The 25,076-nt window shown below is 68.1% G+C and carries 22 protein-coding genes; 6 read left to right on the top strand and 16 right to left on the bottom strand.

The features are described 5' to 3' along the window. Positions 1 to 36: 36 nt before the first annotated feature. The 11 genes from leuA to hrcA form a co-directional block, all read right to left on the bottom strand. Complete coding sequence (gene leuA / locus QMG61_RS07690) at positions 37 to 1,809, bottom strand: 2-isopropylmalate synthase (protein WP_283493753.1); 1,773 nt, start codon at positions 1,807 to 1,809, stop codon at positions 37 to 39. Positions 1,810 to 1,986: 177 nt separating this feature from the next. Further along, positions 1,987 to 4,557 (bottom strand): phosphatidylglycerol lysyltransferase domain-containing protein, encoded by a 2,571-nt coding sequence (locus QMG61_RS07685; protein WP_283493752.1) that lies wholly within the window; start codon positions 4,555 to 4,557, stop codon positions 1,987 to 1,989. Continuing rightward, a complete protein-coding gene (locus QMG61_RS07680) occupies positions 4,554 to 5,816 on the bottom strand; it encodes an alpha/beta hydrolase (RefSeq protein ID WP_283493751.1) in 1,263 nt (420 codons plus the stop codon). Before QMG61_RS07680 ends, QMG61_RS07685 begins: the two co-directional genes overlap by 4 nt. 186 nt (positions 5,817 to 6,002) lie before the next feature. After that, positions 6,003 to 6,905: a GTPase Era gene (era, locus tag QMG61_RS07675; RefSeq protein WP_283493750.1), complete on the bottom strand. Its 903-nt coding sequence runs from the start codon at positions 6,903 to 6,905 to the stop codon at positions 6,003 to 6,005. Further along, on the bottom strand, positions 6,889 to 8,217 hold the full coding sequence (locus QMG61_RS07670) for a hemolysin family protein (RefSeq protein ID WP_283493749.1): 1,329 nt from the start codon (positions 8,215 to 8,217) through the stop codon (positions 6,889 to 6,891). The genes era and QMG61_RS07670 overlap by 17 nt, the downstream gene beginning before the upstream one ends. After that, a complete protein-coding gene (ybeY, locus tag QMG61_RS07665; RefSeq protein WP_283493748.1) occupies positions 8,214 to 8,681 on the bottom strand; it encodes an rRNA maturation RNase YbeY in 468 nt (155 codons plus the stop codon). The genes QMG61_RS07670 and ybeY overlap by 4 nt, the downstream gene beginning before the upstream one ends. Beyond that, positions 8,678 to 9,691: a PhoH family protein gene (locus tag QMG61_RS07660; protein ID WP_283493784.1), complete on the bottom strand. Its 1,014-nt coding sequence runs from the start codon at positions 9,689 to 9,691 to the stop codon at positions 8,678 to 8,680. The genes ybeY and QMG61_RS07660 overlap by 4 nt, the downstream gene beginning before the upstream one ends. Positions 9,692 to 9,758: 67 nt before the next feature. Next, complete coding sequence (locus QMG61_RS07655; RefSeq protein WP_283493747.1) at positions 9,759 to 10,151, bottom strand: HIT domain-containing protein; 393 nt, start codon at positions 10,149 to 10,151, stop codon at positions 9,759 to 9,761. 19 nt (positions 10,152 to 10,170) lie between these two features. After that, positions 10,171 to 10,911, bottom strand: a complete 741-nt coding sequence (locus tag QMG61_RS07650; protein ID WP_283493746.1) for a 16S rRNA (uracil(1498)-N(3))-methyltransferase — start codon at positions 10,909 to 10,911, stop codon at positions 10,171 to 10,173. Between the two features lie 6 nt (positions 10,912 to 10,917). Beyond that, positions 10,918 to 12,030 (bottom strand): molecular chaperone DnaJ, encoded by a 1,113-nt coding sequence (dnaJ, locus tag QMG61_RS07645; RefSeq protein WP_283493745.1) that lies wholly within the window; start codon positions 12,028 to 12,030, stop codon positions 10,918 to 10,920. Positions 12,031 to 12,136: 106 nt separating this feature from the next. After that, positions 12,137 to 13,168: a heat-inducible transcriptional repressor HrcA gene (gene hrcA, locus QMG61_RS07640; RefSeq protein WP_283493744.1), complete on the bottom strand. Its 1,032-nt coding sequence runs from the start codon at positions 13,166 to 13,168 to the stop codon at positions 12,137 to 12,139. 170 nt (positions 13,169 to 13,338) lie between these two features. On the opposite strand from hrcA, the gene QMG61_RS07635 reads away from it, so the two are divergent. Together QMG61_RS07635 and QMG61_RS07630 are read left to right on the top strand one after the other, a co-directional pair. Next, positions 13,339 to 13,791: a DUF4870 domain-containing protein gene (locus tag QMG61_RS07635; protein WP_283493743.1), complete on the top strand. Its 453-nt coding sequence runs from the start codon at positions 13,339 to 13,341 to the stop codon at positions 13,789 to 13,791. Positions 13,792 to 13,843: 52 nt separating this feature from the next. After that, complete coding sequence (locus QMG61_RS07630; protein WP_349358113.1) at positions 13,844 to 14,206, top strand: DUF4870 domain-containing protein; 363 nt, start codon at positions 13,844 to 13,846, stop codon at positions 14,204 to 14,206. A gap of 22 nt (positions 14,207 to 14,228) precedes the next feature. Here the strand turns inward: QMG61_RS07630 and hemW are convergent, their stop codons facing one another. The 3 genes from hemW to lepA are packed head-to-tail and all read right to left on the bottom strand — an operon-like array spanning position 14,229 to position 17,965. Next, the gene (hemW, locus tag QMG61_RS07625) at positions 14,229 to 15,455 is read right to left on the bottom strand and encodes a radical SAM family heme chaperone HemW (protein WP_283493741.1); all 1,227 of its coding nucleotides are present in this window, start codon (positions 15,453 to 15,455) and stop codon (positions 14,229 to 14,231) included. Positions 15,456 to 15,459: 4 nt separating this feature from the next. Beyond that, positions 15,460 to 16,107 (bottom strand): DUF1990 domain-containing protein, encoded by a 648-nt coding sequence (locus QMG61_RS07620; protein WP_283493740.1) that lies wholly within the window; start codon positions 16,105 to 16,107, stop codon positions 15,460 to 15,462. A 4-nt stretch (positions 16,108 to 16,111) separates the two neighbouring features. Further along, positions 16,112 to 17,965: a translation elongation factor 4 gene (lepA, locus tag QMG61_RS07615; RefSeq protein ID WP_283493739.1), complete on the bottom strand. Its 1,854-nt coding sequence runs from the start codon at positions 17,963 to 17,965 to the stop codon at positions 16,112 to 16,114. A gap of 72 nt (positions 17,966 to 18,037) precedes the next feature. Here lepA and QMG61_RS07610 point away from each other — a divergent pair, with 72 nt between their 5' ends. From QMG61_RS07610 to rpsT, 4 genes are all read left to right on the top strand, one after another. Beyond that, positions 18,038 to 19,051, top strand: coding sequence for an NAD-dependent epimerase/dehydratase family protein (locus QMG61_RS07610; RefSeq protein ID WP_283493738.1), 1,014 nt, complete (start codon positions 18,038 to 18,040; stop codon positions 19,049 to 19,051). 199 nt (positions 19,052 to 19,250) lie between these two features. Continuing rightward, the gene (locus QMG61_RS07605) at positions 19,251 to 20,531 is read left to right on the top strand and encodes an HNH endonuclease (protein WP_283493737.1); all 1,281 of its coding nucleotides are present in this window, start codon (positions 19,251 to 19,253) and stop codon (positions 20,529 to 20,531) included. Between the two features lie 116 nt (positions 20,532 to 20,647). Continuing rightward, complete coding sequence (locus QMG61_RS07600) at positions 20,648 to 21,394, top strand: alpha/beta fold hydrolase (protein ID WP_283493736.1); 747 nt, start codon at positions 20,648 to 20,650, stop codon at positions 21,392 to 21,394. Positions 21,395 to 21,512: 118 nt separating this feature from the next. Further along, complete coding sequence (gene rpsT, locus QMG61_RS07595) at positions 21,513 to 21,776, top strand: 30S ribosomal protein S20 (RefSeq protein ID WP_283493735.1); 264 nt, start codon at positions 21,513 to 21,515, stop codon at positions 21,774 to 21,776. A gap of 124 nt (positions 21,777 to 21,900) precedes the next feature. Here the strand turns inward: rpsT and holA are convergent, their stop codons facing one another. Together holA and QMG61_RS07585 are read right to left on the bottom strand one after the other, a co-directional pair. After that, positions 21,901 to 22,980 (bottom strand): DNA polymerase III subunit delta, encoded by a 1,080-nt coding sequence (gene holA, locus QMG61_RS07590; protein ID WP_502847018.1) that lies wholly within the window; start codon positions 22,978 to 22,980, stop codon positions 21,901 to 21,903. 47 nt (positions 22,981 to 23,027) lie between these two features. Then, positions 23,028 to 25,076, bottom strand: a 2,049-nt coding sequence (locus tag QMG61_RS07585; RefSeq protein WP_283493734.1) for a ComEC/Rec2 family competence protein, incomplete at its 5' end; no start/stop codon positions are given.

Raw genomic sequence — 25,076 nt, 5'->3', positions numbered from 1 at the left:
AACTATTCAGCCGGTCGGCTGTTTCAGTTCAGCTGTTCACACGGATGCGTCGGCGAGGCGGCGCTTGCCGGCCTCGGAACGGATGCCGCGGTTGACGGCCGAGACGACCGACTTGAGCGAGGCGGTCGAGATGTCGGCATCGATGCCGACGCCCCAGAACCGCTTGCCGTTCACATCCAGTTCGACGTAGGCCGCCGCGAGGGCGTCCCCACCGGCCGACATGGCGTGCTCGACGTAGTCGTACAGCGTGATCGCGATGCCGCGCTCCGCCATCACGCCGAGGAAGGCTGCGATCGGCCCGTTGCCCGAGCCGATGGCGCTGGCCACCACGGTGTCATCACGCAGGTCAACGGAGAGTTCAACCGTGCCGGAGAGATCGCTCGACGTCCGGGTGGCGTGCAGTTCGAACCGTCCCCACTTGGCGTCGGGCGCCGTGTGGCTCGCCGGCAGGTACTCGTCGTTGAAGATCTCCCAGATCTGCTCGCTGGTGACCTCACCGCCCTCGGTGTCGGTCTTGGACTGCACGACCGCGGAGAACTCGATCTGCAGTTTGCGCGGCAGGTCCAGCGCGTGGTCGGTCTTGAGCAGGTAGGCGACGCCGCCCTTACCCGACTGCGAGTTGACCCGGATCACGGCCTCGTAGCTGCGGCCGAGGTCCTTCGGGTCGATGGGCAGGTAGGGAACGGCCCACTGCAGGTCGTCGACCGAACAGCCTCGCCTGGCTGCCTCCGCCGCCATGGCCTCGAAGCCCTTCTTGATGGCGTCCTGGTGTGACCCGCTGAACGCGGTGAAGACGAGGTCGCCGGCCCACGGGCTGCGCTCGGGCACCGGCAGCTGGTTGCAGTACTCGGCGGTGCGCTTGATCTCGTCGATGTTGCTGAAGTCGATCTGCGGGTCGATGCCCTGCGTGAACAGGTTCACGCCGAGAGCGACCAGGTCCACATTGCCCGTGCGCTCGCCGTTGCCGAAGAGGCAGCCTTCGATTCGGTCGGCACCGGCGAGGTATCCGAGCTCGGCGGCCGCGATGGCGGTGCCCCGGTCATTGTGCGGGTGCAGGGAGATGAGTACGTTCTCGCGGTGGGCGAGGTGGCGGCCCATCCATTCGATCGAGTCCGCGTACACGTTGGGCGTGGCCATCTCGACGGTGGCCGGCAGGTTGATGATGACCTTGCGCTCGGGCGTCGGCTCGAGGATCTCGATCACCTGGTTGCACACGTCTACGGCGAACTCGAGTTCGGTGCCGGTGTAACTCTCCGGGGAGTACTCGTAGTAGACGGTGGTGCCGGGGACGGTCTTTTCCATTTCGCGGCAGGTGCGTGCTCCGAACAGGGCGATGTCGATGATGCCCTGCTTGTCTTCACGGAAGACGACCTCGCGCTGCAACACACTGGTGGAGTTGTACAGGTGCACGATCGCCTGCTTCGCGCCCAGGATCGACTCGTAGGTGCGACGGATCAGGTGTTCGCGCGCCTGGGTGAGCACCTGGATGGTCACGTCGTCGGGGATGGCATCCTGCTCGATCAGGCTGCGCACGAAGTCGAAGTCGGTCTGGCTCGCCGACGGGAAGCCGACCTCGATCTCCTTGTAACCCATCCGCACGAGCATGTCGAACATGATGCGCTTGCGCTCTGGGCTCATCGGGTCGATCAGGGCCTGGTTGCCGTCACGCAGGTCGACGGCGCACCAGCGCGGAGCCTGACTGATGTGCTTCGTCGGCCAGGTGCGATCCGGCAGGTCAACGGCGAACTGCTCGTGGTACGGACGGTACTTGTGGATCGGCATCGCCGATGCGGTCTGATTGTTCTTCATGATCCTTCATCTCCTCGCGAATGGTGGTCAGCCAACGACAAACTCCGCGACGAGGGAGGCCTCAGTAGGACTCGTCGCGGCAGCTAAGGAGGAGCGCACCGGCAAACACATTTTTAATCTAGCATCGATTCGCCCTGGTTTCGATTGCGTTTCGACAACGGCGGTCGCCTCCCCCGGTCAGCCGAGGCCCCGGGCGAAAGCCGCCATCTCCCGCATGGACAGGGACGGAAGATAGGCCCGTGCGAGGGCGATCCCGATGGTCGGCAGCGCGACCGGGTCGGGATAGGCCATGAACAGGGGCTGGAACTCGGGCTGGAATTTGCGCTTGAAGGCGAGCAGGGAGCGGAACCCGTAGACCGGTTCGAGGCTGCGGCCGAGGAAGTCGAGCATCCGGGTCACGACGCTGCCGGCGCGCTCCCGGCCGGTGCCCGCACCGGGTTGGTCCGCACCGGGTTGGTCCGCACCGGGCTGGTCTGCACCGGTCGGGTCGGCACTGTGGGCCAGTGGCGCGGCCGAGAGGCTGAGGAACTCGATCTCGGGCTGCTCGCTCATCATCTGCATGGTCCGGGCGATCAGGAACTCCATCACGCCGTTCATGCTGTCGGGCCGGCGACGCATGAAGTCGAGGGTCCAGCCGACGACGATGCCGTCCCGGTAGCTGGGCATCCAGCTGGTCACGGCGTGCACGCGTTCGTCTGCGTCGACGGCGAGCATGAGGCGCACGGCCGGGTCGAGCAGTTCGTCCAGGCCGCCGAGGGTGAACCCGAGTTCGGGCAGTTCCTTCTCCTGCACCCACAGTTCCGAGATTTCCTCGATCTGCACGGCCTGAAGCACCCCGAGGGAGCGGTGCTCGGTCCAGACCGAACGCACACCGGCCCGGTCTGCGCGGTTGATCGAGGAGCGGATGTCCTGCCATTTCTTTCCGGTCGGGTCCCAGGTTCGCGGGCGGAGCACCGTCTCCTCGCCGATTCCCATCGACTGCCAGCCCATCCGGGTGAACGTGGCCCGCCAGCTGCCGTGGAGACTGTAGAAGACGGGGATCCAGCCATGGTCGTCGCACATGGTGGCGAAGTCCGCGATCGCCTGCGCCCCGAGCTCCGCGGGGCCGATCGGACCCGTCGTCGTGATCGCGACGCCATTGATCACCCGGTAGGCGATGGCGATGCCCCCCGACGGGCTGAACCAGATCGAGTTTCCTTCCCAGGTTGCCATGAACGCGAGCGAGCCACCGCCGCCGCGGACGAGGATCTCGCGCAGTCTGGCCTGGTCGTCAGTGCGGACCCCGCTCGTCGTGCTGCGCAGGCTCAGGATGGCTCCCGTGAGGATGATGATCCAGAAAGCGGGACCGACCCACTGGTACAGGGCGGCCGAAACCCAGTCGGTCGGCAGGAAGGAGAGCCTCTCCAGTCGAAGGAAGCCGACCGGGATGAAGCGTTCCGGCACATCGGTGACCAGGTCGATCAGGGTGACCGTGGGCCGGAAGCGGTCGCGGAGCAGCCAACCGGCGCCGACGTAGAGCGAGGCCAGCCCGAGAAAGCTGAGCACCACCGTGAGCGCGAACCGGCGACGACGACCCGGCCGGCCCCGAACCGGGAACCGCCGAAGGTTCGCGGCCAGGCTGACCGCCGTCACCAGCGGTACGAGCACGGACACCACCAGAACGAGAGCGATCTCCCAATAGTGCGCGGAGTGCCACCGCCAGACGTATGGCTGGCCGGAGATCGGCAGGAGCCCGTAGTACCAGGCGCCGAGCGCGGCCATCCCGGCGTTGACGACGATCGCGAGCCACGCCGCGAGCCGACGGCCCCTCGCGAGGCCGAAGGCCGCAACGAGGAGGGTGAGCAGCGGCAACAGGCTGACCAGCACGGGTCCGGCGCCGCCCACGCGTTCGAGGGTGAGCTCGTGCACGCACTGGCGGGTGATGTTCCCGAGCAGGCACCGGTCGACGACGTCGCCGGCCGCGGGGACTTCCTGGGTGAGCAGGAGTCCGAGCGGGGCGAGCAGGCCGAAGCGGGCTCCGGAGAAAATCGTGACCACCGGGCCGACCGCAAGCACACCGACCACAGCGGCCAGCAGGGTTCGGGTCTCGTGGTGTGAACTTCTTCGCCAGGTGAAGTCGATCCGGTTGGGCCGGAAGAGTGCGCCGATGCCGAGGCCGACGAGCGCGGCGATCAAGCGGTAGACGTCGGAGGGCTGGCCGGAATAGAGCAGCAGCACCAGCGCCGTGGAGATGGTGAGCACGCGGATGCGCCGCCGCCAGAGCGGACCGGCGTAGAAGCTGGCGGCCATGATGGTGCCAAAGATCGGCGTGAACGGGTCAAGAGCGAACAGTTCGCTCACCCCGCGGGACCAGAGCTCTCCCCCGGCGACACCGGCGGCCTGCAGCAGGATGCCCCCGGCGGCGCCGAGAACCGCCGAACCGAGCAAGACGACGACGGTGCGGGCACTGCCCATCACTCGCTCCGCGTAGCCGAGCAGGACGAGAGCGCCGATGAGTGCCAACAACAGCTCGGCTCCGTTGTCGATGAAGAACACGGAGGTGAGCGGCGTCCACCAGCGCCCGTTCTCCACGACCGACTCATAGCCGGTACCGATCAGCATTCGCACTGGCCGGCCGGGGCCGCGGAGGGGCCCGGTGGCGAGGGCCGCCAGCAGCAGAGTCAACGCGTAGGCCAGCGCGACCGGCTGGCCGGCCGCCTGTCGGCGAATCGCCCGGCGCAGCAACGCCCCGCGAGTTTGCTCCGTCACCCGGCCACCGCCAGCCCGGTGTGCGCGGCGACCACGGGCAGGGCACGGGTCAGCGCGTAGACCACCGTGTGCCAGTCGTGTGCGGTGCCGGGAGACACGAAGAGATCGGTGGTCGCACCGGCCCGGACTGCCGCGGCCCGGAGGATGTTGGTCCAGGCCAGATACCGGGTGTCGTCGCCGCCGACCGCGAACACGATGTGGAGCGACCGGTACGGCGCGTGCGCGGCCAGGATGGCGCTTGGCGCGGCTGCGGCGTACGCGGCCGCGCTGCCGCCGAACCCCGCCTTGATGGTCTGCGCCGGGCTGCCCGCCTGGGGCTCCAGTTCCCCCGAGATATCGAGGATCGTGCCGTACAGGGAGGGATGCTCGGCCCCCAGTTGGATCGCACAGGTGCCGCCCTGGGAGAAGCCGGCAATGGCCCAGCCCGCCGGCGCAGCGGCAACCCGGTAATGGGCACGGATCCAGGCCGGCACGTCGACCGTCAGGTAGGTCGCCGAGTTACCCAGTGCCGAATCCACGCACAGGGGATTCTTGTCGGGGGCGCCGAGTTGATCTGGCACGACCACGATCGGAGCCAGCCCCTGGTGCGCGGCCGCATAGTCGTCGAGGACGGAGGCGAGCCGACCGGCCGTGAACAGGTCGGAGGGGCTCCCGGGCTGGCCGGACAGCATCTCGATCACCGGAAGTGCGGTCGGATTGGCGGTACGAGCGGCCGCTGGCAGATAGACCATGGCGTCCCTGGCCGGGAAGCCCGACGCCGTCGCCGGAATCCTGACGGTGCCGACGACGCCCGTCGCGTCGGCCGAGGGCCGGACCTTCTTCGCGAGGGCGTCCGTGAGGGACCCGTAGAGCGGGATACCGACGGCCGCCCGCACGGTGCTGAACTGACCGAATTCGGCATTGATCCCGGCGGCGGCCGTGAGCAGGCAGAGCGGGATCGCGATGACGGCGAGCACGCGGCGCCGGGTGCCGGCGCCGATCAGGTTGGACACGGCGAGGGCGACGGCGCCGAAGAGACCCGCCGTCCACAACCGCGTGGGCGTGGACATGGACACGCCGAACAGGTCCCAGACGTCGCTCACCAGCCAAACGAGGACCCAGCCGGCGACGCCCGCCGTCGCCACGACGGCGAGGTTGACGGCCGTGCGACGGCCGCGCTGCCGGCGGGCCAGAAGGCCGGCAACGGATAAGCCGCTCAGCACGTACAGGACGATGAGGAAGGGACCTCCGACGATGTTCAGGTCCAGCAGCGCGTTCATTCGATTTCCTCCGTCGCTACTCTCACACCGCCGGGGCGCCGACGCACGCGAAAACGAGGGTTCTGAACGAGGCCTCAGACTCGAGATCAGCAGGCCACAGCAGACTCACTGCCGGCGCACAGTCAACCGGGCGGGTTCAGGCCGGGTGAGCGGCGTGCGGCCGGCGTGATCACGACGGCGGGCCGGTTAGAAGCCGAGACGGCCGAGCTGTTTCGGGTCGCGCTGCCATTCCTTGGCAACCTTCACCCGGAGCGACAGGAAGACCCGCTTGCCGACCAGCGGCTCGATCTGCTTGCGCGCGCGCATGCCGACATCCTTCAGCCGGCTGCCCGCATGGCCGATGATGATGCCCTTCTGACTGTCCCGTTCGACGAAGAGGTTGGCGTAGATCTCGACCAGCTCCTGGTCGTCGCGCTCGATGATGTCGTCGATGGTCACGGCGATCGAGTGCGGGAGTTCGTCGGTGACGCCCTCGAGTGCCGCCTCGCGGATGTACTCGGAGATCCTCGCCTCGAGGCTCTCGTCGGTGACCGCGTCGGCCGGGTAGAGCGGGGCATCCGACAACGGCAGGAGTCGCAGCAGTTCGGCGGTGAGAATGTCGAGCTGGATGCGACTGGTCGAGGAGATCGGAACGATCGCCTCCCAGTCGCGCAGTTCGGAGACGGCGAGAAGCTGGTTCGCGACGCTGGTCTTCGAGGAGGCGTCAATCTTGGTCACGATGGCGACCTTGCGCGCCCGGGGAAAGTTGTCGAGCTGTTCGTTGATGAACTTGTCGCCCGGGCCGATCGGTTCGTTGGCGGGGATGCAGAGGCCGACGACGTCCACTCCGGCCAGGGTCGACTGGACCAGGCTGTTCAGCCGCTCACCGAGGAGGGTGCGCGGCTTGTGGATACCCGGAGTGTCGACCAGGATCAGCTGGCCGTCCTTCTGGTGGACGATGCCGCGAATGGCGCGGCGGGTGGTCTGCGGCTTCGACGAGGTGATCGCGACCTTCTCCCCGACCAGGGCGTTGGTCAGGGTGGACTTTCCCACGTTCGGGCGCCCCACGAAGGACACGAATCCCGCTCGGAATTCATTTTCTGTCGTCATGACCGTTCTCTCCCTCGTCGTCCGACACTCCGAGGAATGCGGTCTGCGCGTCAATCAGCGCTTCGTCTCGTTCAACCAGCACTGTGCTGATTCTTTTGCGGCGGCCCTCTGTGCGTTCCGCGGTGAGGACCAGCCCGCTGGTGCGGGCGACCGAACCGGCCACCGGCAGGCGGCCGAGCGCCTTGGCCAACAACCCGCCGACCGAATCGACCTCGTCATCGTCCAGCTCCAGGTCGAACAACTCGCCGAGTTCGTCGACCGGTAGCCGGGCGCTGACCCGGAAGTGTCCCTGGCCGAGGTCTTCGACCAGGGCGACATCCCGGTCGTATTCGTCCGAGATATCCCCGACGAGTTCCTCGATGAGGTCCTCGAGAGTGACCAACCCGGCGATCCCACCATACTCGTCGACGACCATCGCCAGGTGGTTCGACTCGAGCTGCATCTGCCGCAGCAGGTCGTCCGCCTTCTTGGATTCCGGAACGAACACGGCCGGGCGCTCGAGCTCGGCCACGGTCAGGGTCTCCACGTTTGGTGGCCGCTCGTAAACCAGCCGGGCCACGTCGCGCAGGTAGAGGATACCGGTGACGTCGTCGACCTCGCCGTCGATGACCGGCACCCGGGAGAAGCCCTTACTCAGGAACAGGCCCATGGCGGCGCCGATCGTCGCGTCCGCGTCGATCGTGACCATGTCGGTGCGTGGGATCATCACTTCACGCACCACCGTCTCGTTGAACTCGAAGATCGAGTGGATGAGCTCCCGATCGTCTTCCTCCAGCACGGCCAGTTCGGTGGCCTCGTCAACCATGCTCAGCAGCTGGCCCTCTGAGGTGAACGTTGCGAGCCTGGTGCGCCCCGGAGTGACCCGGTTGCCGAGGGCGACGAGGGCGTTGGCGATCGGGCCGAGCAGCACGCGAAGGAAGTGCACCAGCGGCGCCGTCGACGCCAGCAGTTCCCTGGGGTGGGCGCGTCCGACGCTGCGCGGGCTCGCGCCGACCAGCACGAACGAGACCGCGGTCATCAGCGCGGCTGAGACCACCAGGGCAAGCCACAGCTCACTGATCGTGGTGGCGAAGACGAGCGTGACGAGCACCGCCGCGGTCGTCTCGGCGATGATCCGCATGAAGCTGATCACGTTCAGGTGCGCCCCGGTGTCCGCGGCGATGGCGCTGAGCGACCGCTTGGCCCTGGACGTCTCAGCGAGGTCGGCGATGTCGGCCCTGGACTGCGCGGTGATGGCGGAGTCGACGGCGGCCATCAGGCCGCCGAAGGCCACCAGGAAAATGGCGGCGGTGAGAAACCACCCGATGATCATCGGTTGCGGAGTCGTTCCTGCAGGGCGAAGCCGATCAGGATGTCACGCTGGATGCCGAACATCTCCTTCTCCTCTGCGGGTTCGGCATGGTCGAAGCCGAGCAGGTGCAACACCCCGTGGGTGGTCAAAAGCAGAAGCTCCTCCAGAGTGCTGTGTCCGGCGGTTTCGGCCTGGCCCTGGGCCACCTGCGGGCACAGCACAATGTCGCCGAGCAGCCCCGGTGGAGTTTCCTCGTCCTCGGTTCCCGGCCGGAGCTCGTCCATCGGGAAGCTGAGCACGTCGGTGGGACCGGGCTCGTCCATCCACTGCACGTGAAGCTGTTCCATGGCGCCCTCGTCGACGAGCATGATCGCGAGCTCGGCATCCGAGTGCACGTGCATCGAGTCAAGGGCGTAGGCGGCCAGGCGCAGGATGGCGGCTTCGTCTACCGGGATGGTGGATTCGTTGTTGATCTCGATGCTCAAGATGGGCTCCGTTTCGGAAGGCGGTCGCGTGGTGTGCCGGAGCGGGGTCCGCGCTTGGCAAATTCGTGGGCCTGTTCGCTCTCATAGCGCTGGGCCTGTTTCTGGGCGTCGAACTCGGTCCAGGCGTCGACGATCCGGCCGACGAGGGAATGGCGCACGACGTCGGCGCTGGTCAGGCGCACGAAGCGGATGTCGTCCACCTGGTCGAGCACGCGGGTGACGAGGCGGAGTCCGCTCGACCCGACGGGCAGGTCGATCTGGGTGATGTCCCCGGTGACGACCATCTTCGAGCCGAATCCGAGTCGGGTCAGGAACATCTTCATCTGTTCAGGGGTGGTGTTCTGCGCCTCATCGAGAACAACGAACGACGAGTTCAGGGTGCGGCCGCGCATATAGGCGAGCGGTGCCACCTCGATCGTGCCGGAGGCGAGGAGCTTGGGGACCAGTTCCGGATCCATCATCTCGTTGAGGGCGTCGTAGAGCGGCCGGAGGTACGGGTCGATTTTCTCGGTCAGGCTGCCGGGCAGGAAGCCGAGTCGCTCGCCGGCCTCGACGGCCGGGCGGGTGAGGATGATCCGGTCGACCTCCTTACGCTGCAGGGCCTGCACGGCCTTGGCCATGGCCAGGTAGGTCTTGCCTGTTCCGGCCGGGCCGATGCCGAACACGATCGTCGCCGTGTCGATCGCGTCGACGTAATCCTTCTGGCCGACCGTCTTCGCACGGATGCTTTTGCCCCGGGAGGAGAGGATGGCCGGGCCGAGGCGCTCGGACGGGCTGGTCGTGCTGTCCGCGTTGAGCATCCTCGACGAGGAGGTCACCTCGGCCTCGGCGAGGTCGCGCCCGCCACGGATCATCAGCAGGAGTTCGTCGATCAGCCGGCGCGCGGCCTCCACCTGCTCCGCCTGCCCGCTCAGGCTGATTTCGTTGTCGCGGACGCGGACGGAGACGTCGGGGTGCTCCCGTTCGATGGTGGCAAGGAGCCGGTCCTGCGCTCCGAGCAGCCGGACCATGGCGATGCCGTCCACCGACACGTGCGCCTCGACCTGGTTCTGCGGGGCTTCGCCCAGGTCTCCGGCGTCAGCGGAAGGCAAGGGAACCCTCCCCGAGCGAGGAGTCCCCGGCCGGTGTTCCCGGCCCGGTCCGGGCGAGGAGGTGGGCGTGCACGTGGAAGACGGTCTGGCCGACGGCCTCGCCCGTGTTGAAGACCAGGCGGAACTGGCCGTTCGCGCGTTCTGCGGCGATCCCCGCCGCGACCGCGACCAGCTCGGCCATCAGGCCCGGGTCGCCCCCCGCGAGCTCCACCACATTGGCGTATTGCTGGGTCTTGGTGGTGATCACGACGTGAACGGGCGCCTGCGGGGCGATGTCCTCGAACGCGATGATCCGTTCGGTCTCGGCGACGATGGTCGCCGGGATTTCGCGCGCGGCGATGCGGGTGAAGATGGACGGTTCCTGCCCGGTGGAAGTCATGGTTCTATCTTAAGCGGCGCTACCAGCGGCCGAGGGTTGCGTTCAGGATGGCGAGGGCCGCCGGCCCGGCGGTCGAGGTGCGCAGCACGGTCTCGCCCAGCCGCACCCTGGTCGCCCCAGCCTGTTCGAGCTGTTCGAGCTCGGCCGGGGAGATGCCGCCCTCCGGGCCGACCACGAGCACGATGTCGCGGTCATCGGTGGGGGCAGCGATCTGGGTGAGCCGAAGCTCGGCGGTCGGCTCGAGCAGGAGCATCCGGGTGCCGGCCGCCGTCGCGGCCAGCTGCCTGGTGCTGGTCAGCCCGGCCACGTCCGGCAGCCAGGCCCGAATCGACTGTTTCGACGCCTCTCGAACGATGCTCGCCCAGCGGGCCTGTCCCTTCGCGACCTTCGCACCCTCCCAGCGCGTCACCGAGCGGGAGGCCGCCCAGGGGAACACTCCATCGATGCCGAGCTCGGTGGCGGCCTGCACGGCCATTTCGTCGCGGTCGCCCTTGGCCAGGGCCTGCACGAGCAGGATCCGCGGCGTGGCGGGTTCGGAGACGGACGCCTCATCGACCCGGAAGGTGAGGAGTGCGCCCTCGGCACCCGTCACGGTGACCTCGAGCATGAGGCCGGCACCGTTCCCGATCCGCAGCCGTTCGCCGGGTCTGACCCGGCTCACGGTGACCGCGTGCCTGGCCTCCGCACCGTCGATGCTGAGCACGGCTCCCTGAACGGCCGTGTCGGCGCTCAGCGAGTCGTCGATGAAGAAATGCGCCATGGTGCTCTAGCCGCGGAACCGGTCGCGGAGCTTCGAGAACAGTCCCTGCTGGACAGCGCTGAGGGTCGGCGCCGGGGACTTGTGCCGGGCGGCGAACGCCTCGATCAGCTCCCGTTCCTTGTGGTCGAGCCTGGTCGGCGTGGCAACGTGTACCGCGATCTTGAGGTCGCCGCGGCCATTGCCGCGCAGCCGGGTCACGCCGCGGTCCTTGACCGTGATCACCTCTCCGCTCTGCACGCCGGCCCGAACCTCGGCCTCGATGTCACCGTCAAGCGCCTTGACGGTGGCCGTTGTGCCCAGGATCGCATCCGTCATCGGCACGTCAAGGGTGGCGAGCAGGTCGTCGCCGTCGCGGCTGAACACGTCATGGTGTCGAACCTTCATCTCCAGGTACAGGTCGCCGTTCGGCCCGCCGGCCGGTCCGGCCTCGCCGCTGCCCGGCATCTGCAGGCGCAGGCCGGTGTCGACCCCGGCCGGAATGTCGACCGGAACGGTGCGGCGCGCGCGGACGCGTCCCTGGCCCTGGCAGGTGACGCACGGGGTGGCGATGATGGTGCCGAAGCCGCGGCAGGAACCACAGGGGCTGGACGTCATCACGTTGCCGAGCAGCGAGCGCACGGCCCGCTGGATGCTGCCGGTGCCGTGGCAGATGTCACAGGTGACCGGCGAGGTGCCCGGCTGGCAGCAGGTGCCGCTGCAGCTCGCGCAGAGAATCGCCGTGTCGACCTCGAGGTCGCGGTGGGTGCCGAAGATGATCTCATCGAGGTCGAGTTCGACCCTGATCAGGGCGTCCTGGCCGCGCTCCCGGCGGGACTTGGGCCCGCGGCTCGTGCCGCCGCCGCCGCCGAAGAACGTCTCGAAGATGTCGCCGAAGTTGCCGAAGTTGCCGGCGTCGAATCCTCCGCCGGACCGGCCGTTGCCGCCGCGATCGTAGTTGTCGCGCTGCTTGGCGTCGCTGAGCACGTCGTAGGCGTGGGTCACCGACTTGAACCGCTCCGAGGCATCCGCCCCCGGGTTCACGTCGGGGTGCAGCTGCCGGGCGAGGCGTCGGTAGGCCTTCTTGATCTCGTCGGTGGTGGCGTCGCGGGCGACACCGAGTACTTCGTAGTGGTCAGCCAAAGTTGGCTCTCCTAGGTCTTTTCGGGTGTTCCGGCGGTTTCGGCCGGGGAACGATGCTTTTGAGTGGGGCTGTCAGTTTGTGGGCGTCTTGGATTGTACGGAGGAATTATTCGAGTAGGCGGGACAGGTAGCGGGCGACGGCGCGCACGGCCCCCATATTGTTCGAGTAGTCCATCCGGGTCGGGCCGAGCACGCCCAGCCGGGCGAGGTCTCCGCCCTGGGAGGAGTACCCGCTGGTCAGAACGGAGGTTTCGGCCAGTCCGAACGGGGCGTTCTCCCTGCCGATGCTGACCGACACGCCGTGCTGGTCGGTCGCCATCTCGCCGAAGAGGCGCAGCAGCACAACCTGCTCCTCGATGGCCTCGAGCACCGGGTAAATGCTCCCGGTGAAGTCTTCTTCCGTCCTGACGAGGTTCGCAGCCCCGGCCATCACGAGACGGTCCTGCCGATTGGCCCCGATCTGGTCACGGAGGGTGTCCCTGATCAGGTCCACGGCTTCCTGCTGCGGCGCGGGGGCCGGACCGGCGGCTCCGCCGAGATCGGCGGCGACCAGGACGGCGGCCGCCTCGCTCATGTTCAGTCCGAGGACCACGGCGTTCAGCCGCGCCCGGACCTGAACCAGGACGGGCTCCTCGAGGGGACGCGGCAACTCGATCACTCGTTGCTCGACCCGGCCGGCGTCGGTGATCAGGACGGAGAGCAGACGGGTGTCGGAGAGCGACACCAGTTCGATGTGCCGCACCCTGGCCCGGGAGAGCGACGGGTACTGCACGAGTGCGACCTGGTGGGTGAGCTGCGACAAAAGCCGAACGCTGCGGGAGAGCACCTCGTCGAGGTCAGCCGACTGGCCGAGGAAGGTTTCGATCGCCTGGCGTTGCGCCGCGGTGAGCGGTCGCAGGTCGGCGAGGTGGTCGACGAAGACCCGGTAGCCCTTGTCGGTGGGGATGCGTCCGGACGAGGTGTGCGGGGCCGCGATCAGCTCCTCCTCTTCGAGGATGGCCATGTCGTTGCGGATGGTGGCCGCGGAGACCCCGAAGGAATGGCGATCGACGATGGACTTCGACCCGACGGGCTCCCGGGAAGCGACGTAGTCCTGAACGATCACGCGCAGAACCTCGAGACTGCGATCAGACACCATGCGAATCGCCTCCTCCTGGTCGGTCGCGAGTGCCCGCCTGGGTTGGCACTCGAGGTGTTTGACTGCCAATCATACCGCCAGCTGCTGGGCGCGCCCATTGCCCCTTGAGGATAGGGCGCAGTAGCTTAGGCATGTAATGCACCTCCCCCTGTGCGCTGAAAGGCATGATCATGAGCGATTCCACCGGCCACACCCCCGAAGACCCGAACCAGGGCCAGCGCCCTCCCCAGCCTCCGTACCAGCCTGCCGCACCCGCCCCGGCGCCCGCAGCCCCGCTTTCCGAGGTCGACGACCGGCAGTGGGCCTCCTTCGCCCACCTCGGCGGCGTGCTCGGTTTCCTGCCCTCCCTGATCATCTGGCTCGTGTTCAAGGACCGCGGCCGGCTCACCGCCGTCGAAGGCAAGGAAGCACTGAACTTCCAGATCACGTTGCTGATCGGTTACGTCGCTATTAACATCCTCGCAACCTTCCTCGCCATGGTGACGTTCGGCATCGGCGGAGTTCTTGCAGGACTAGCGTGGGTGCTGTGGGTCGTCGGCGTGATCTTCTCGATCATGGGCTTCATGAAGGCCAAGGACGGTCAGCACTACCAGTACCCGTTCGCCCTCCGCCTCATCAAGTAGTCAAGCCGACACCAGTCGACCATCACTGATAGAAGGAGCTCGAATGTCCGCCATGCCTCCCCCCGCCAGCCCGTACCAGGCGCCGACGCCGATGAATCCGTCTGACGAGAAGCTGTGGGCGACCCTGATCCACATTGGCGGGATCCTCTTCGGCTTCCTGCCGGCGCTGATCGGCTACCTGGTGCTCAAGGACCGGGGGCCGTTCATCCGGGCGCACACCGCAACCGCTCTGAACTTCCAGATTACGATTCTCATTGCTTACGTCGTCGGTGGAATCCTGACCCTGATCCTGGTCGGCTTCCTCGTCATGCTGGCCGCGTACATCCTCACGATCGTGTTCGGCATCATGGCGGCCCTGGCCGCGAACAAGGGCCAGTACTACACGTACCCGCTCAGCTTCAAGTTCGTGAACTAGGTCTCGACAGGCTCGACACCGGTCAGTCGGTCAAGAGCCGCCGCACGACCGCATCCGCGAGAAGCCGTCCTCTTCTGGTCAGTTCCACTGATCCGGACAGGGCGGCTTTCGCGTCGATGAGCTCATCGGCGATGAGCCCGGCGATTTCGTGCCGGCCCTGCGCCGTGAGCGAAACGATCGGGATTCCCTCCCGGATGCGGGTGAGCAACAGCACGCGCTCGACCTCGCGGGTGGCGTCGTCGAGGGTCTCCCGGCCGGCGGCAGGGGAGTCCCCCGCCTGGATCCGGTCGGCGTAGGCCGACGGATGCTTCACGTTCCACCAGCGCACTCCGCCGACGTGGCTGTGGGCGCCCGGCCCGACGCCCCACCAGTCCTGGCTGCGCCAGTAGGCGAGGTTGTGTCGGGAGCGGTGGGCGTCGTCCGCGGCCCAGTTGCTGACCTCGTACCACCCGTAGCCGGCTTCGGCGAGCAGCTCATCGGCGAGCTCGTAGAACTCCGCCTGCTGGTCTTCGTCGATCGGGACGAGTTCGCCGCGCTTGATCTGCCTGGCGAGCTTGGTGCCCTCCTCGACGATGAGCGAATAGGCGCTGATGTGGGTCGGCGCCAGGCCGATGGCCTGCTCCAGGCTGGCCCGCCAGTCGGCCAGCGACTCCCCCGGCGTGCCGTAAATCAGGTCGAGGCTCACGTCGAGTCCGGCATCGCGGGCCCACTGCACGACGAGGGGGACCTTTTCGGGGTCGTGCGTGCGCTCGAGAGTCGCCAGAACCCTCGGCACGGCCGACTGCATCCCGAAGGAGACCCGGGTGAATCCCGCCTCGGCCAGCCGGGCAAGGTAGGCGGCATCGACGGAGTCGGGATTCGCCTCGGTGGTGACCTCGGCGCCCGCGGCGAGCCCCCAGGTGGAGCGCACGGCATCGAGCATCCGGACCAGATGTTCGGCGGGGAGCAGCGTGGGCGTTCCGCCGCCGAAGAAGACGGTGGCCGCCGCGCGGGCCGGCACGCCGGAGGCGTCGAGGATGCGACCGGCCGCCTCGACCTCGCTGATCGCCTGGTCGGCGTAGTCCTGCTGCGAGGCACCGCGAAGCTCCGTGGCCGTGTAGGTGTTGAAGTCGCAGTACCCGCAGCGCACCCGGCAGAAGGGCACGTGCAGGTAGACGCCGAAGTCGCGCTCCACAGCGCCGACCGCGGCCGAGGCCGGCAGCAGGCCGTCGCGGGGTGCGGGGTCGCCGAGGGGAAGGGCGCTGCCCATCGGGTTAGGCCGCGCCGATCGGGTGCAGGGCGCGCAGGTAGCGCTTGGTGAATTTCTGTTGCTGCAGCCGCACCACGGGCCAGGCCAGCCGATAGAGCCAGGAGCCGGGCCGGGAGAACGCCCGAATGGTGAGCCAGACCGAGTCGTCCTCTCGCCGGTCGACAATGAACGATTCCTCACCGCTGGCCGGATGCCCGACCATGGTGCCGTAGGCGAAACCGACCCGGTCGGGCTCAGCGATCACGTAGACGACGCGCACGGGGGCGTCAATGGTGAACGGGCCCGCGGCGACCGACAGGTGCGCAGACATCCCGTTGACGATGTACGGGGTGCCGTCCTCGCCGAACGTGGACTCGTTTGCCGGGGCCTTCTGGTCCCTGGCGGCCTGGCCGTCGGCGTCGAAAACGAGGGGGGTGTATTGCTCGCCCGTGCTGCTCAGCAGATCGGTGACCGTCATCCCGCTCCCCCGCTGCACGCCCCAGGTCATCAGGGACTTGGATGCCAGCAGGAAACGATCCTCACCACTGCCGAGGCGCACGGTGCGTTCGAGCGGCCGGTAGCCCTTCGGCGGGTAGCGCATCAGATCGGGCGCGAGGGTGCCGCCGATGGACGCGTACGTCACGGCGGTGTCGGTGAAGGTGGCGCGGCGCATCCGGCTACTTCTTCTCTTTCTTGGCGGGCTCGTCGCCGGAGAGCGCGGCGATGAAAGCCTCCTGCGGCACCTCAACCCGGCCGACCATCTTCATTCGCTTCTTGCCCTCTTTCTGCTTCTCGAGCAGCTTGCGCTTGCGCGAGATGTCGCCGCCGTAGCACTTGGCGAGCACGTCCTTGCGAATGGCACTGATCGATTCGCGGGCGATGATGCGGGCGCCGATCGCAGCCTGGATCGGAACGTCGAACTGCTGGCGCGGGATGAGCTTGCGCAGCCTGCCGGTCATCAGCACGCCGTAGTCGTAGGCCTTGTCGCGGTGCACGATCGCGCTGAAGGCGTCGACCTGCTCCCCCTGGAGCAGGATGTCGACCTTGACCAGGTCGGCCTCCTGCGAGCCGATCGGCTCGTAGTCGAGCGATCCGTAGCCGGCGGTGCGGCTCTTGAGGTTGTCGAAGAAGTCGAAGACGATCTCCCCGAGCGGCATCGTGTAGCGAATCTCGACCCGGTCCTCACCGAGGTAGTCCATGCCGAGGAGTGTGCCGCGGCGGCTCTGGCAGAGTTCCATGATCACGCCGACGTAATCCTTGGGGGCGAGGATCGCGGCCTTGACGATCGGTTCCTCGACCTTCGCGATCTTGCCGTTGGGGAACTCGCTCGGGTTGGTGACCGTGACGGACTTCTTGTCGTCGGTGGTGACCTCGTAGATCACGCTCGGCGCGGTGGTGATCAGGTCGAGCCCGAATTCCCGGTCGAGGCGTTCGGTGATGATCTCCAGGTGCAGGAGACCGAGGAATCCGCAGCGGAAACCGAAGCCGAGGGCAACGGATGTCTCCGGTTCGTAGACGAGGGAGGCATCCGACAGCTTGAGCTTGTCCAGGGCCTCACGCAGGGCCGGGTAGTCGCTGCCGTCGATCGGGTACAGGCCGGAGAACACCATCGGCTTGGGCTCCGTGTAGCCGGGGAGAGCCTCGGTGGCGGGCCGAATGGCGGTCGTGACGGTGTCGCCGACCTTGGACTGGCGCACGTCCTTCACGCCCGTGATCAGGTAGCCGACCTCGCCGACGCCGAGCCCCTTGCTCACGGTCGGTTCGGGCGAGGTGACGCCGATCTCGAGAATCTCGTGGGTTGCCCTGGTGGACATCATCTGGATTTTCTCGCGCGGATTGAGCTTGCCGTCGATCATTCGCACGTAGGTGACGACGCCGCGGTAGCTGTCGTAGACGGAGTCGAAGATCATGGCGCGGGCTGGGGCGGCCGGATCGCCGACCGGGGCCGGGATCAGCCGGGTGGCCCGGTCGAGCAGCTCGGCCACGCCGACGCCGGTCTTGCCGGAGACACGCAGCACGTCGTCGGGACTGCCGCCGATCAGGCTGGCCAGTTCCTTCGCGTACTTGTCGGGGTCGGCCGCCGGGAGGTCGATCTTGTTGAGCACCGGGATGATCATCAGGTCGTTCTCGAGCGCGAGGTAGAGGTTCGCGAGGGTCTGAGCCTCGATGCCCTGGGCCGCGTCGACGAGCAGAATCGCGCCCTCACAGGCGGCCAGGCTTCGGGACACCTCGTAGGTGAAGTCGACGTGACCGGGGGTGTCGATCATGTTCAGCGCGTAGGTCTGACCGTCGAGTTCCCAGGGCATCCGCACGGCCTGGCTCTTGATGGTGATGCCGCGCTCGCGCTCGATATCCATCCGGTCCAGGTACTGGGCGCGCATCGCCCGATCGTCGACGACCCCGGTGATCTGCAGCATCCGGTCGGCCAGCGTCGACTTTCCGTGGTCGATGTGGGCAATGATGCAGAAGTTACGGATGAACTCGGGAGGTGTTGCGGCCGGTTCAAGCGCAGTGAGGGGTCTCGGTGACATGGTCTGGCAATTCTCCCATAGCTGACTGGTCGCAGGTTTCGCCGGGCCGGTCGGGTGCGGTTGACTCTGGTGATGAGACATGTACTGGTCCTCGGCGGCACGAACTGGCTCGGCCGGGAGATCGCCGCCCGGCTCGTCCGGCACGGCGACGCCGTCACCTGCCTGGCCAGGGGAACGAACGCCGGCGCCCCCTCCGGCGCCACCCTGGTCGCCGTGGACCGCACGGCACCGGGGGCCTATGACGCCGTTGCCACCCGCCGCTGGGACGAGGTGGTCGAGCTGTCCTACCTCCCGACCCTCGTCGGCCCCGCCCTCGAAGCGCTCGGGCCCCTGGCCGAGCACTGGACGCTGGTGTCGAGCGTGTCGGTCTACGCCACCGGCACCGAGGTGGGTGCGGATGAGAGCGCACCGATCGTGGAACCGGTGGATCTGGCCGACTACGGGCAGGCCAAGGCCTGGGCCGAGCTCGCGTCGGTGACGGCACTGGGCGACCGACTGCTGATCGTTCGGCCGGGGTTGATCGCGGGGCCGGGTGACCCCAGCGATCGCTTCGGGTATTGGGTCGGCCGCCTCGCCCTGGCCGGCGCCGAGCCGGTGCTCGCGCCGGTGCCCGTGCCGGGACCCGCCGCCGCGGCCGTGCAGGTCGTCGACGTTCGCGACCTCGCCGACTGGATCGAGTTCGCCACACGGAACGGCCTCGCCGGATGCGTCAACGTCGTCGGGCACACGCACTCCCTGGCCGATACCCTCGCACTGGCTGCGAAGGTCGCGCACTTCACCGGCCGGTTCGCGCAGGCCGCCGACGAGTGGCTGGCCGACCACGGGGTGTCCTACTGGGCCGGACCCCGATCCCTCCCGCTCTGGTTGCCGCCGGACGAGGTCGGTTTCGCTCGCCGCAGCAACGCCGCCTTCCTGGCGGCCGGCGGCAGTCTCCGGGAGCTCGAGGACACCATGGTCGACGTGCTCGCCGACGAGGAGACCCGCGGGCTGGACCGGGTGCGCCGCTCCGGGCTGTCCCGGGCCGAGGAAGTCGCGCTGCTCGGCCTCCTCCCGGAGCAGAGACAAACCGCCCACCTTGAAGCGTGACCCCGTGATTTGCCCGCCCGGTGATTGAGCCCGTCGAAATCACCCCAACCCTGCCCCGCCCGCCCGTCCGGTGATTGCGCCGGTCGAAATCACTCCACGTCTACCATCCACAATGCGGGTTTGATCAGGTTATCCACACCCCTCGGTTGGCGTCATGGTGAGGGCTGGGAATGTCGGTGGCTGGTCGTAGTGTTCGGGTATGGCCACCCCGGTGAGCACCTCCCAACAAGAGCTCGGACGGCTCTTCGACGCGGTCGCGGCAGCCGAGAAGGCGATCGCCCAGTGCTTCGCCGCCCGGGCCGAGGCTGTCGACCGGGCCCGCCGCTACAGCGCCGCGCACGCCGCGGGGATTCCGCTCAGCCTGCAGGCGCGGTGGACCCGGGAGGAGATCGCCGAGCGGGAGCTCTCCAGTGAGCTGGCCGCGACCCTGCGGATCCCGGAGCGCACCGCGGAGAACCTCCTCGCGGAGAGCCGGGCTCTGGCCGACGACCTGCCCGGCACCCGGGCGGCGCTGGCGGCCGGGCGGATCAGCTACCGGCACGCTCAAACGGTGGTCCAACAGTCCTGGTCGATCCCGGTCGACGGGCTCGCCGCCTTCGAACAGGCCCTGCTGCCCGCGGCGGAGAAGCTCACCGTGGCCAAACTCAAGCACAAGGCCCGCCTGTTGCGGGAGCGGCTGCACCCGGAGACGATCACCACCAGGCGGGAGAAGTCGATCGCGGACCGCACCAGCGGGGTGATCCCCGAGCACGACGGGATGGCGACGCTGTACGTGACGACGGGGGCGGAGCTGGTGCAGGCGATCTTCCACCGGGCCACCGACCTTGCCACGAGTCTGCAGGGCCCGCGCGAGACGCGCACGCTCAGCCAGATCCGCACCGATGTGCTCAGCGACCTGCTGATCGGCGGGGTCACCCCCACCGGGGTGGGCGCGGGAGTGAAAGCGAGCGTGCAGGTGACCGTGCCGGTCATGACGCTCCTGGGCCACAGTGACGAGCCCGGCTACCTCGAGGGGTACGGGCCGATCGACGCCGACACGGCCCGGGATCTCGCCTCGCGGGCGCCGAGCTTCACCCGGCTACTCACCCACCCCGAAACCGGGGTGATCCTCTCCGTCGGCCGAGACCGATACAAGGTCCCCAAACGCATGCGCCAATTCCTCCGCCTCCGCGACGAAACCTGCCGCTTCGTGGGCTGCAACCGGTCCGCACGCAACGCGGAACTCGACCACACCCATGACTGGGCGCTGCTGGGCATGACCGCAGCCGACAACCTCGCCCACCTCTGCACGGCCAGCCACGCCCTGAAAACCCAAACCCGCTGGACCGTCGCCCAACAACCCGGCGGCATCCTCACCTGGACCTCACCCACCGGAAGAGACTTCACCACCGAACCCGCCACCGTGCTCCCCACCGGACCACCACCGGCACCGCCGCCGCCGGCGCCGGCGGCAGCCAACTACGACGATGTGCCGTTCTGAAGCCGCATTCTGAAGCCTGGTCCTGCAGCCACGTTCTGAAGCCAGGTCCTGCAGCCACGCTTTGAAGCCAGGTCCTGCAGCCGGATAGGTGGCATGATCGCGGGCATGAGGAACGTATGACACAGGTCCCGCCCGTGCTCTTTGTGCATGGGATCCGCACCTCGGCCACGATGTGGCGCCGGCAACTGGCCGGACTGGCCGAGTATGGGCTTCCGGGTCTCGCGATCGACTTGCCCGGGCACGGCTCGCGCATGGCCGAGCCCTTCACCGTCGAGGGAGCCCTCGCCGCCATCGATGAAGGGGTAGCCGCTCTGGGCGGCCGAGTCGTGCTGGTCGGGCTCTCCCTCGGCGGCTACTACGCCATCGAGTACTCCGCGCGGAATCCCGGAAAGGTGGCCGGACTCGTCGCCGCGGGATGCTGTGCGATCCCCGGAGGGTGGCCACTCGACGTCTACCGTGGCCTGGCCAGGCTGATCCGGCGATTGCCCGACCACGGCCTATGGCTTCACACCACTCTCGTGCGGGTCCTGCTGCCGAAAGAGGGTGCCGCCGACACGCTCGTCGACGGCGTTCCCCTGAACGTGATGGACGCCGGGCTTGGTGCCACCGGCACCCTCCGCCCGCTCGAGGGACTGTCCCGGTATCCGGGACAGATCTGGCTGGTCAACGGTGCCTTCGACCAGTTCAGGCTGCACGAGCGTCGCTTCCTGGCCGCGTGCCGTAGCGGCCGCCTTGTCATCGTGCCGCGGGCCTCACACCTTGTCAGCCTGGCCCAGCCCGAGCGCTTCGGCGCGGTGCTGCGCGGGATCCTCACGGAGATCTCGGCGGACGAACCGCGGACGATTGTCGACCCGGTCGAATAACTGGTATCGTTGCCTGTTGGCTTGCGTGTTGGGTCCCACCCCACACGATCTTTGCCGTACGGCGCCCTCTACCGCCAAGCGGCCCATCCGAACAAGAACCTAACGAAAGCGTATAAACGTGGCAAATATCAAGTCGCAGATCAAGCGAATTGGCACCAACAAGAAGGCCCAGGAGCGCAACAAGTCGGTGAAGAGCGAGTTCAAGCGTGCAATCCGCGCGACCCGCCTCGCCGTCACTGCTGGCGACAAGGACAAGGCCGTTGCCAGTCTCGCCGTTGCTTCGAAGAAGCTCGACAAGGCCGTCAGCAAGGGCGTCATCCACAAGAACCAGGCGGCAAACAAGAAGTCGGCCATCGCAAAGTCGGTCGGCGCACTCGTTTAGTCCCCACACAACCTGGTTTGAGGCCGATGTTCGGAACTGAACCGGTGTAATGGAAAGCCCTCGCCTTATGGCGGGGGCTTTCTTATGTGTCCGGCGAGCAGGGGTACAGAAAGCTCGGCCGGGGTCAGAGCTCGCCCTTGCGTGCGATCACACCCACCAGCCGTTCGAGGGCGAAGACCGGGTCGCGCCCGGCCCCCTTTACGGCGGCATCCGTCTCGGCGAGCATGACCATGCACCGGGCCAGGCCCTCGTCTGACCAGCCGCTCAGGTCACGCTGGGCGCGCTCGACCTGCCAGGGCGCGAGTCCGAATTGCGAGGCGAGCTGCCCGGAGCCGCCGCGCACACCGTAGAGCTTGGCCATCGTTCGGATCTTCATGGCGAACGCCGCAACGACCGGAACAGGGTCGGCGCCAGAGGAGAGAGCGTGGCGGAGGATGACCAGGGCCTCCCCGTGCCTCCCGGCGATCGCCGAGTCGGCGACCTTGAACGCGTTCGCTTCGACCCGTCCGCCGTAGTAACGATCGACGGTGGTCTCCGTGACCTCCGTCGCAGAGTCGGCAATGAGCTGTTGGCAGGCCGCGGACAACTCGGCGAGGTCTCCGGAGAAGGCCGCGACCAGGGAACGGAGGGCGCTCGGAGTGACCCGTTTGCCGGCCGCCTTGAACTCGGCTGAGGCAAACTCGTGGCGGTCGGAATCTTTCTTGAGCTCGGCGCAGACCACCTCGACCGCACCACCGACCCCGGAACGGATCGTGTCGAGCAGCTTCTTGCCGCGCACCCCGCCACCGTGCCGCAGCACGACGTAGGTGTCTTCGGCCGGGTTCTCCAGGTAGGCGAGCGCCTCGATCAGGAACGTGTCACTGCACTTCTCGACCGAACTCACTCGGATCAACCGCGGTTCGCCGAACAACGAGGGGCTCGCCATGGTGAGCAACTCCCCCGGCGCATAGCTGTCGGCCTGCACGTCGCTGATCTCCAGGCTCGGGTCCTCGAGCTTCAGGAAGTCCCGCAACTGGCGAATCGCCCGTTCGGCCAGGAACACCTCGGTGCCGGAGACCAGCACGATCGGGGCAGGGCGCACCTGGTGCCACGACAACTGCGGGATGGCGACGGACTTGCTCGCCGCTGGCTTGCTCGCTGCTGACTTGCCGGTAGAGGGTCGGCCCGTTGCGGCCCGACCAGAGGATGCGGTTCGTGCGGCCACGCGGTTCCCTTCGATTGTCTGGGTCAAGCCTAGTTTGCCTATTCACATCATGGGCGCGCCACCCGCTCGGTCCACAGGGTCAGCGCACCGTGCCCGCCCGGTTCCAGGGCGACGACGGCCAGTCCCTGCCTGTCGGTGCGCACGGCGGCGGTCCCCGCCCCGGCGAGGATTTCGAGCAGCCGATCGGTCGGGTGCCCGTAGCCGTTGTCGGCACCGACGGAGATCAGCCCCACGGTCGCCCGCAGATCGGCATACAGCGCCTGGCTCTGGTCCCGCGAGCCATGGTGGGCGACCTTCACGACGTCCACCCGGCCCGGCGCCGAGGCCCGCCGCAGGGCGTCCTGGGCCTCCTCGCCGAGGTCACCGAGGAAGATCGACCGGATCCCCCGCCCGTCGAACCCGACAGTCAGGCTCCCCGGGTTGCCGGTCTGCATCACCGGGGAGCCGCGCACGGGCCAAAACAGCTCCCAGCGCAGTCCGCCGAGGGTGCCCCGATCGCCGCGGGCACCCAGGAGCACCTCCGCTCCCCCGTCGGCGAGCCGCTCGTGCAGACGCTCATCCTGCGCGTTCTCCGGAATGCCGACCAGCGCGGTGCCGACCCGGCCGATCACGGCGTCTATCCCGCCGACGTGGTCCAGGTCGTAGTGGGTGAGCACCAGCAGGTCGATCCGGTCGATGCCCAGGGTGTCGAGGCAGTTCGCCAGCGCCGCCGGGTCCGGTCCGACGTCGACGAGGGCATACCGGTCTCCGTCGCGCACGACGACCGCGTCCCCCTGACCGATGTCGCAGGCCGCGATCTGCCAGTCCGCCGGGAAGGCGAGGGCCCGGCCCAGACCGGAGCCGATCAGACTCCCCGCGTAGGATCCGAAGGCCAGGGCCATGACGGCGACGGCCGGAATCCGCCAGCCCGACCAGCCGCGTCGGGCACGCCTGGTGGGCGCCGGGTGTGCCCGGAGGGGCCGGGCGACACCCGGTTGGGATCGGATGAGCGGGGTGGGCTGGGCCGCTACCCCGGCTCGCACGGGGACGAGCACGAGCGCCAGAGCGAGAATGGTCAGCACCGCGGTGGCCCCGACGCCGACGGGGCCACCGAACCACGGGAGGCGACTGCCGGGCAGGGCGGCACTCGTGCCGGCAACGGCGGCGATCCAGGCCGACGGCAGCCAGGCCAGTTGCAGGATGCCCCAGGCCACGCCCGGCAGCCACGGAAGCAGCAGGCAGGCCACCAGGCCGACTACCGTCGCCACCGGGGCCGCCGGTCCGGCGAGCAGGTTCGCGGGCACGCCGTAGAGCGGCAGGGTCGGACTGAGCAGAACGAGCACCGGCTGGCAGGCCAGCTGCGCGGCGAGCGGAATGGCGATCACACCGGCCAGCCAGGCCGGCATCCACCGGCCCAGCATCCGTCCCAGCGGCCCGGCCAGCACGAGCAGGCCGGCGGTGGCGAGCACCGAGAGGGCGAAGCCGTAGCTGCGGGCCAGCCACGGGTCGAAAACGAGCAGCACGATGACGACGAACGCGAGCAGCGGCAGTCCCCTGCCCGGCCGGCCGGACCCGATCGAGAGCAGCAGCACGGTGGCCATCAGTGCAGCGCGCAGAACGCTGGGTTCCGGGGTCACGAGCACGACGAAGCCGAGCAGAGTGAGGAGGGCCAATGCCAGCCGCACCAGGCGGCGCAGCCCCAGGTAGCCACCGAGCAGCAACACACCTGCCGTGACCACGGCGCAGTTCGCCCCGGACACCGCGGTGAGGTGGCTGAGCGAACTGGTCTTCATTGCCCCGTCGAGGTCCGGACCGACGGCACCCGTGTCGCCGATGGCCAGCCCGGGCAGCAGGTCCCCTCCGTCGCCGGGAAGCCTCGACGAGGCATCCGCGAATCGGGTTCGTAGATCGTTCGCCCAGGCGAGCCACCACGGCGGGTCGGCGACCGTCTCTGGAGGATCACGACCGAAGACGAGCGCCGCTGCCGAGTCCCCCGGCTCCGTCTGCCGCACCCGGGCGGGCAGCCGGATGACCGTGCCGATCCGGAACGCCGGCCCAGCCGGGGCCTCAGCGAAGTCCACGTCCGGCACCGCGACGGCGACCGAACGGCCGCCATG

Origin of the sequence: Cryobacterium sp. PH31-AA6 (assembly GCF_030063195.1) — a bacterium.
Taxonomy (GTDB): Bacteria; Actinomycetota; Actinomycetes; order Actinomycetales; family Microbacteriaceae; genus Cryobacterium.
This window is presented reverse-complemented; position numbering and strand designations above follow the sequence as displayed.

Coding starts and splice junctions, on each gene's coding strand:
- leuA (WP_283493753.1), bottom strand. CDS start 1,809: ATGAAGAACAATCAGACCGCATCGGCGATGCCGATCCACAAGTACCGT.
- QMG61_RS07680 (WP_283493751.1), bottom strand. CDS start 5,816: ATGAACGCGCTGCTGGACCTGAACATCGTCGGAGGTCCCTTCCTCATC.
- era (WP_283493750.1), bottom strand. CDS start 6,905: ATGACGACAGAAAATGAATTCCGAGCGGGATTCGTGTCCTTCGTGGGG.
- QMG61_RS07670 (WP_283493749.1), bottom strand. CDS start 8,217: ATGATCATCGGGTGGTTTCTCACCGCCGCCATTTTCCTGGTGGCCTTC.
- QMG61_RS07660 (WP_283493784.1), bottom strand. CDS start 9,691: ATGGTCCGGCTGCTCGGAGCGCAGGACCGGCTCCTTGCCACCATCGAA.
- QMG61_RS07655 (WP_283493747.1), bottom strand. CDS start 10,151: ATGACTTCCACCGGGCAGGAACCGTCCATCTTCACCCGCATCGCCGCG.
- QMG61_RS07650 (WP_283493746.1), bottom strand. CDS start 10,911: ATGGCGCATTTCTTCATCGACGACTCGCTGAGCGCCGACACGGCCGTT.
- hrcA (WP_283493744.1), bottom strand. CDS start 13,168: ATGGTGTCTGATCGCAGTCTCGAGGTTCTGCGCGTGATCGTTCAGGAC.
- QMG61_RS07635 (WP_283493743.1), top strand. CDS start 13,339: ATGAGCGATTCCACCGGCCACACCCCCGAAGACCCGAACCAGGGCCAG.
- QMG61_RS07630 (WP_349358113.1), top strand. CDS start 13,844: ATGCCTCCCCCCGCCAGCCCGTACCAGGCGCCGACGCCGATGAATCCG.
- hemW (WP_283493741.1), bottom strand. CDS start 15,455: ATGGGCAGCGCCCTTCCCCTCGGCGACCCCGCACCCCGCGACGGCCTG.
- QMG61_RS07620 (WP_283493740.1), bottom strand. CDS start 16,107: ATGCGCCGCGCCACCTTCACCGACACCGCCGTGACGTACGCGTCCATC.
- lepA (WP_283493739.1), bottom strand. CDS start 17,965: ATGTCACCGAGACCCCTCACTGCGCTTGAACCGGCCGCAACACCTCCC.
- QMG61_RS07610 (WP_283493738.1), top strand. CDS start 18,038: ATGAGACATGTACTGGTCCTCGGCGGCACGAACTGGCTCGGCCGGGAG.
- QMG61_RS07605 (WP_283493737.1), top strand. CDS start 19,251: ATGGCCACCCCGGTGAGCACCTCCCAACAAGAGCTCGGACGGCTCTTC.
- QMG61_RS07600 (WP_283493736.1), top strand. CDS start 20,648: ATGACACAGGTCCCGCCCGTGCTCTTTGTGCATGGGATCCGCACCTCG.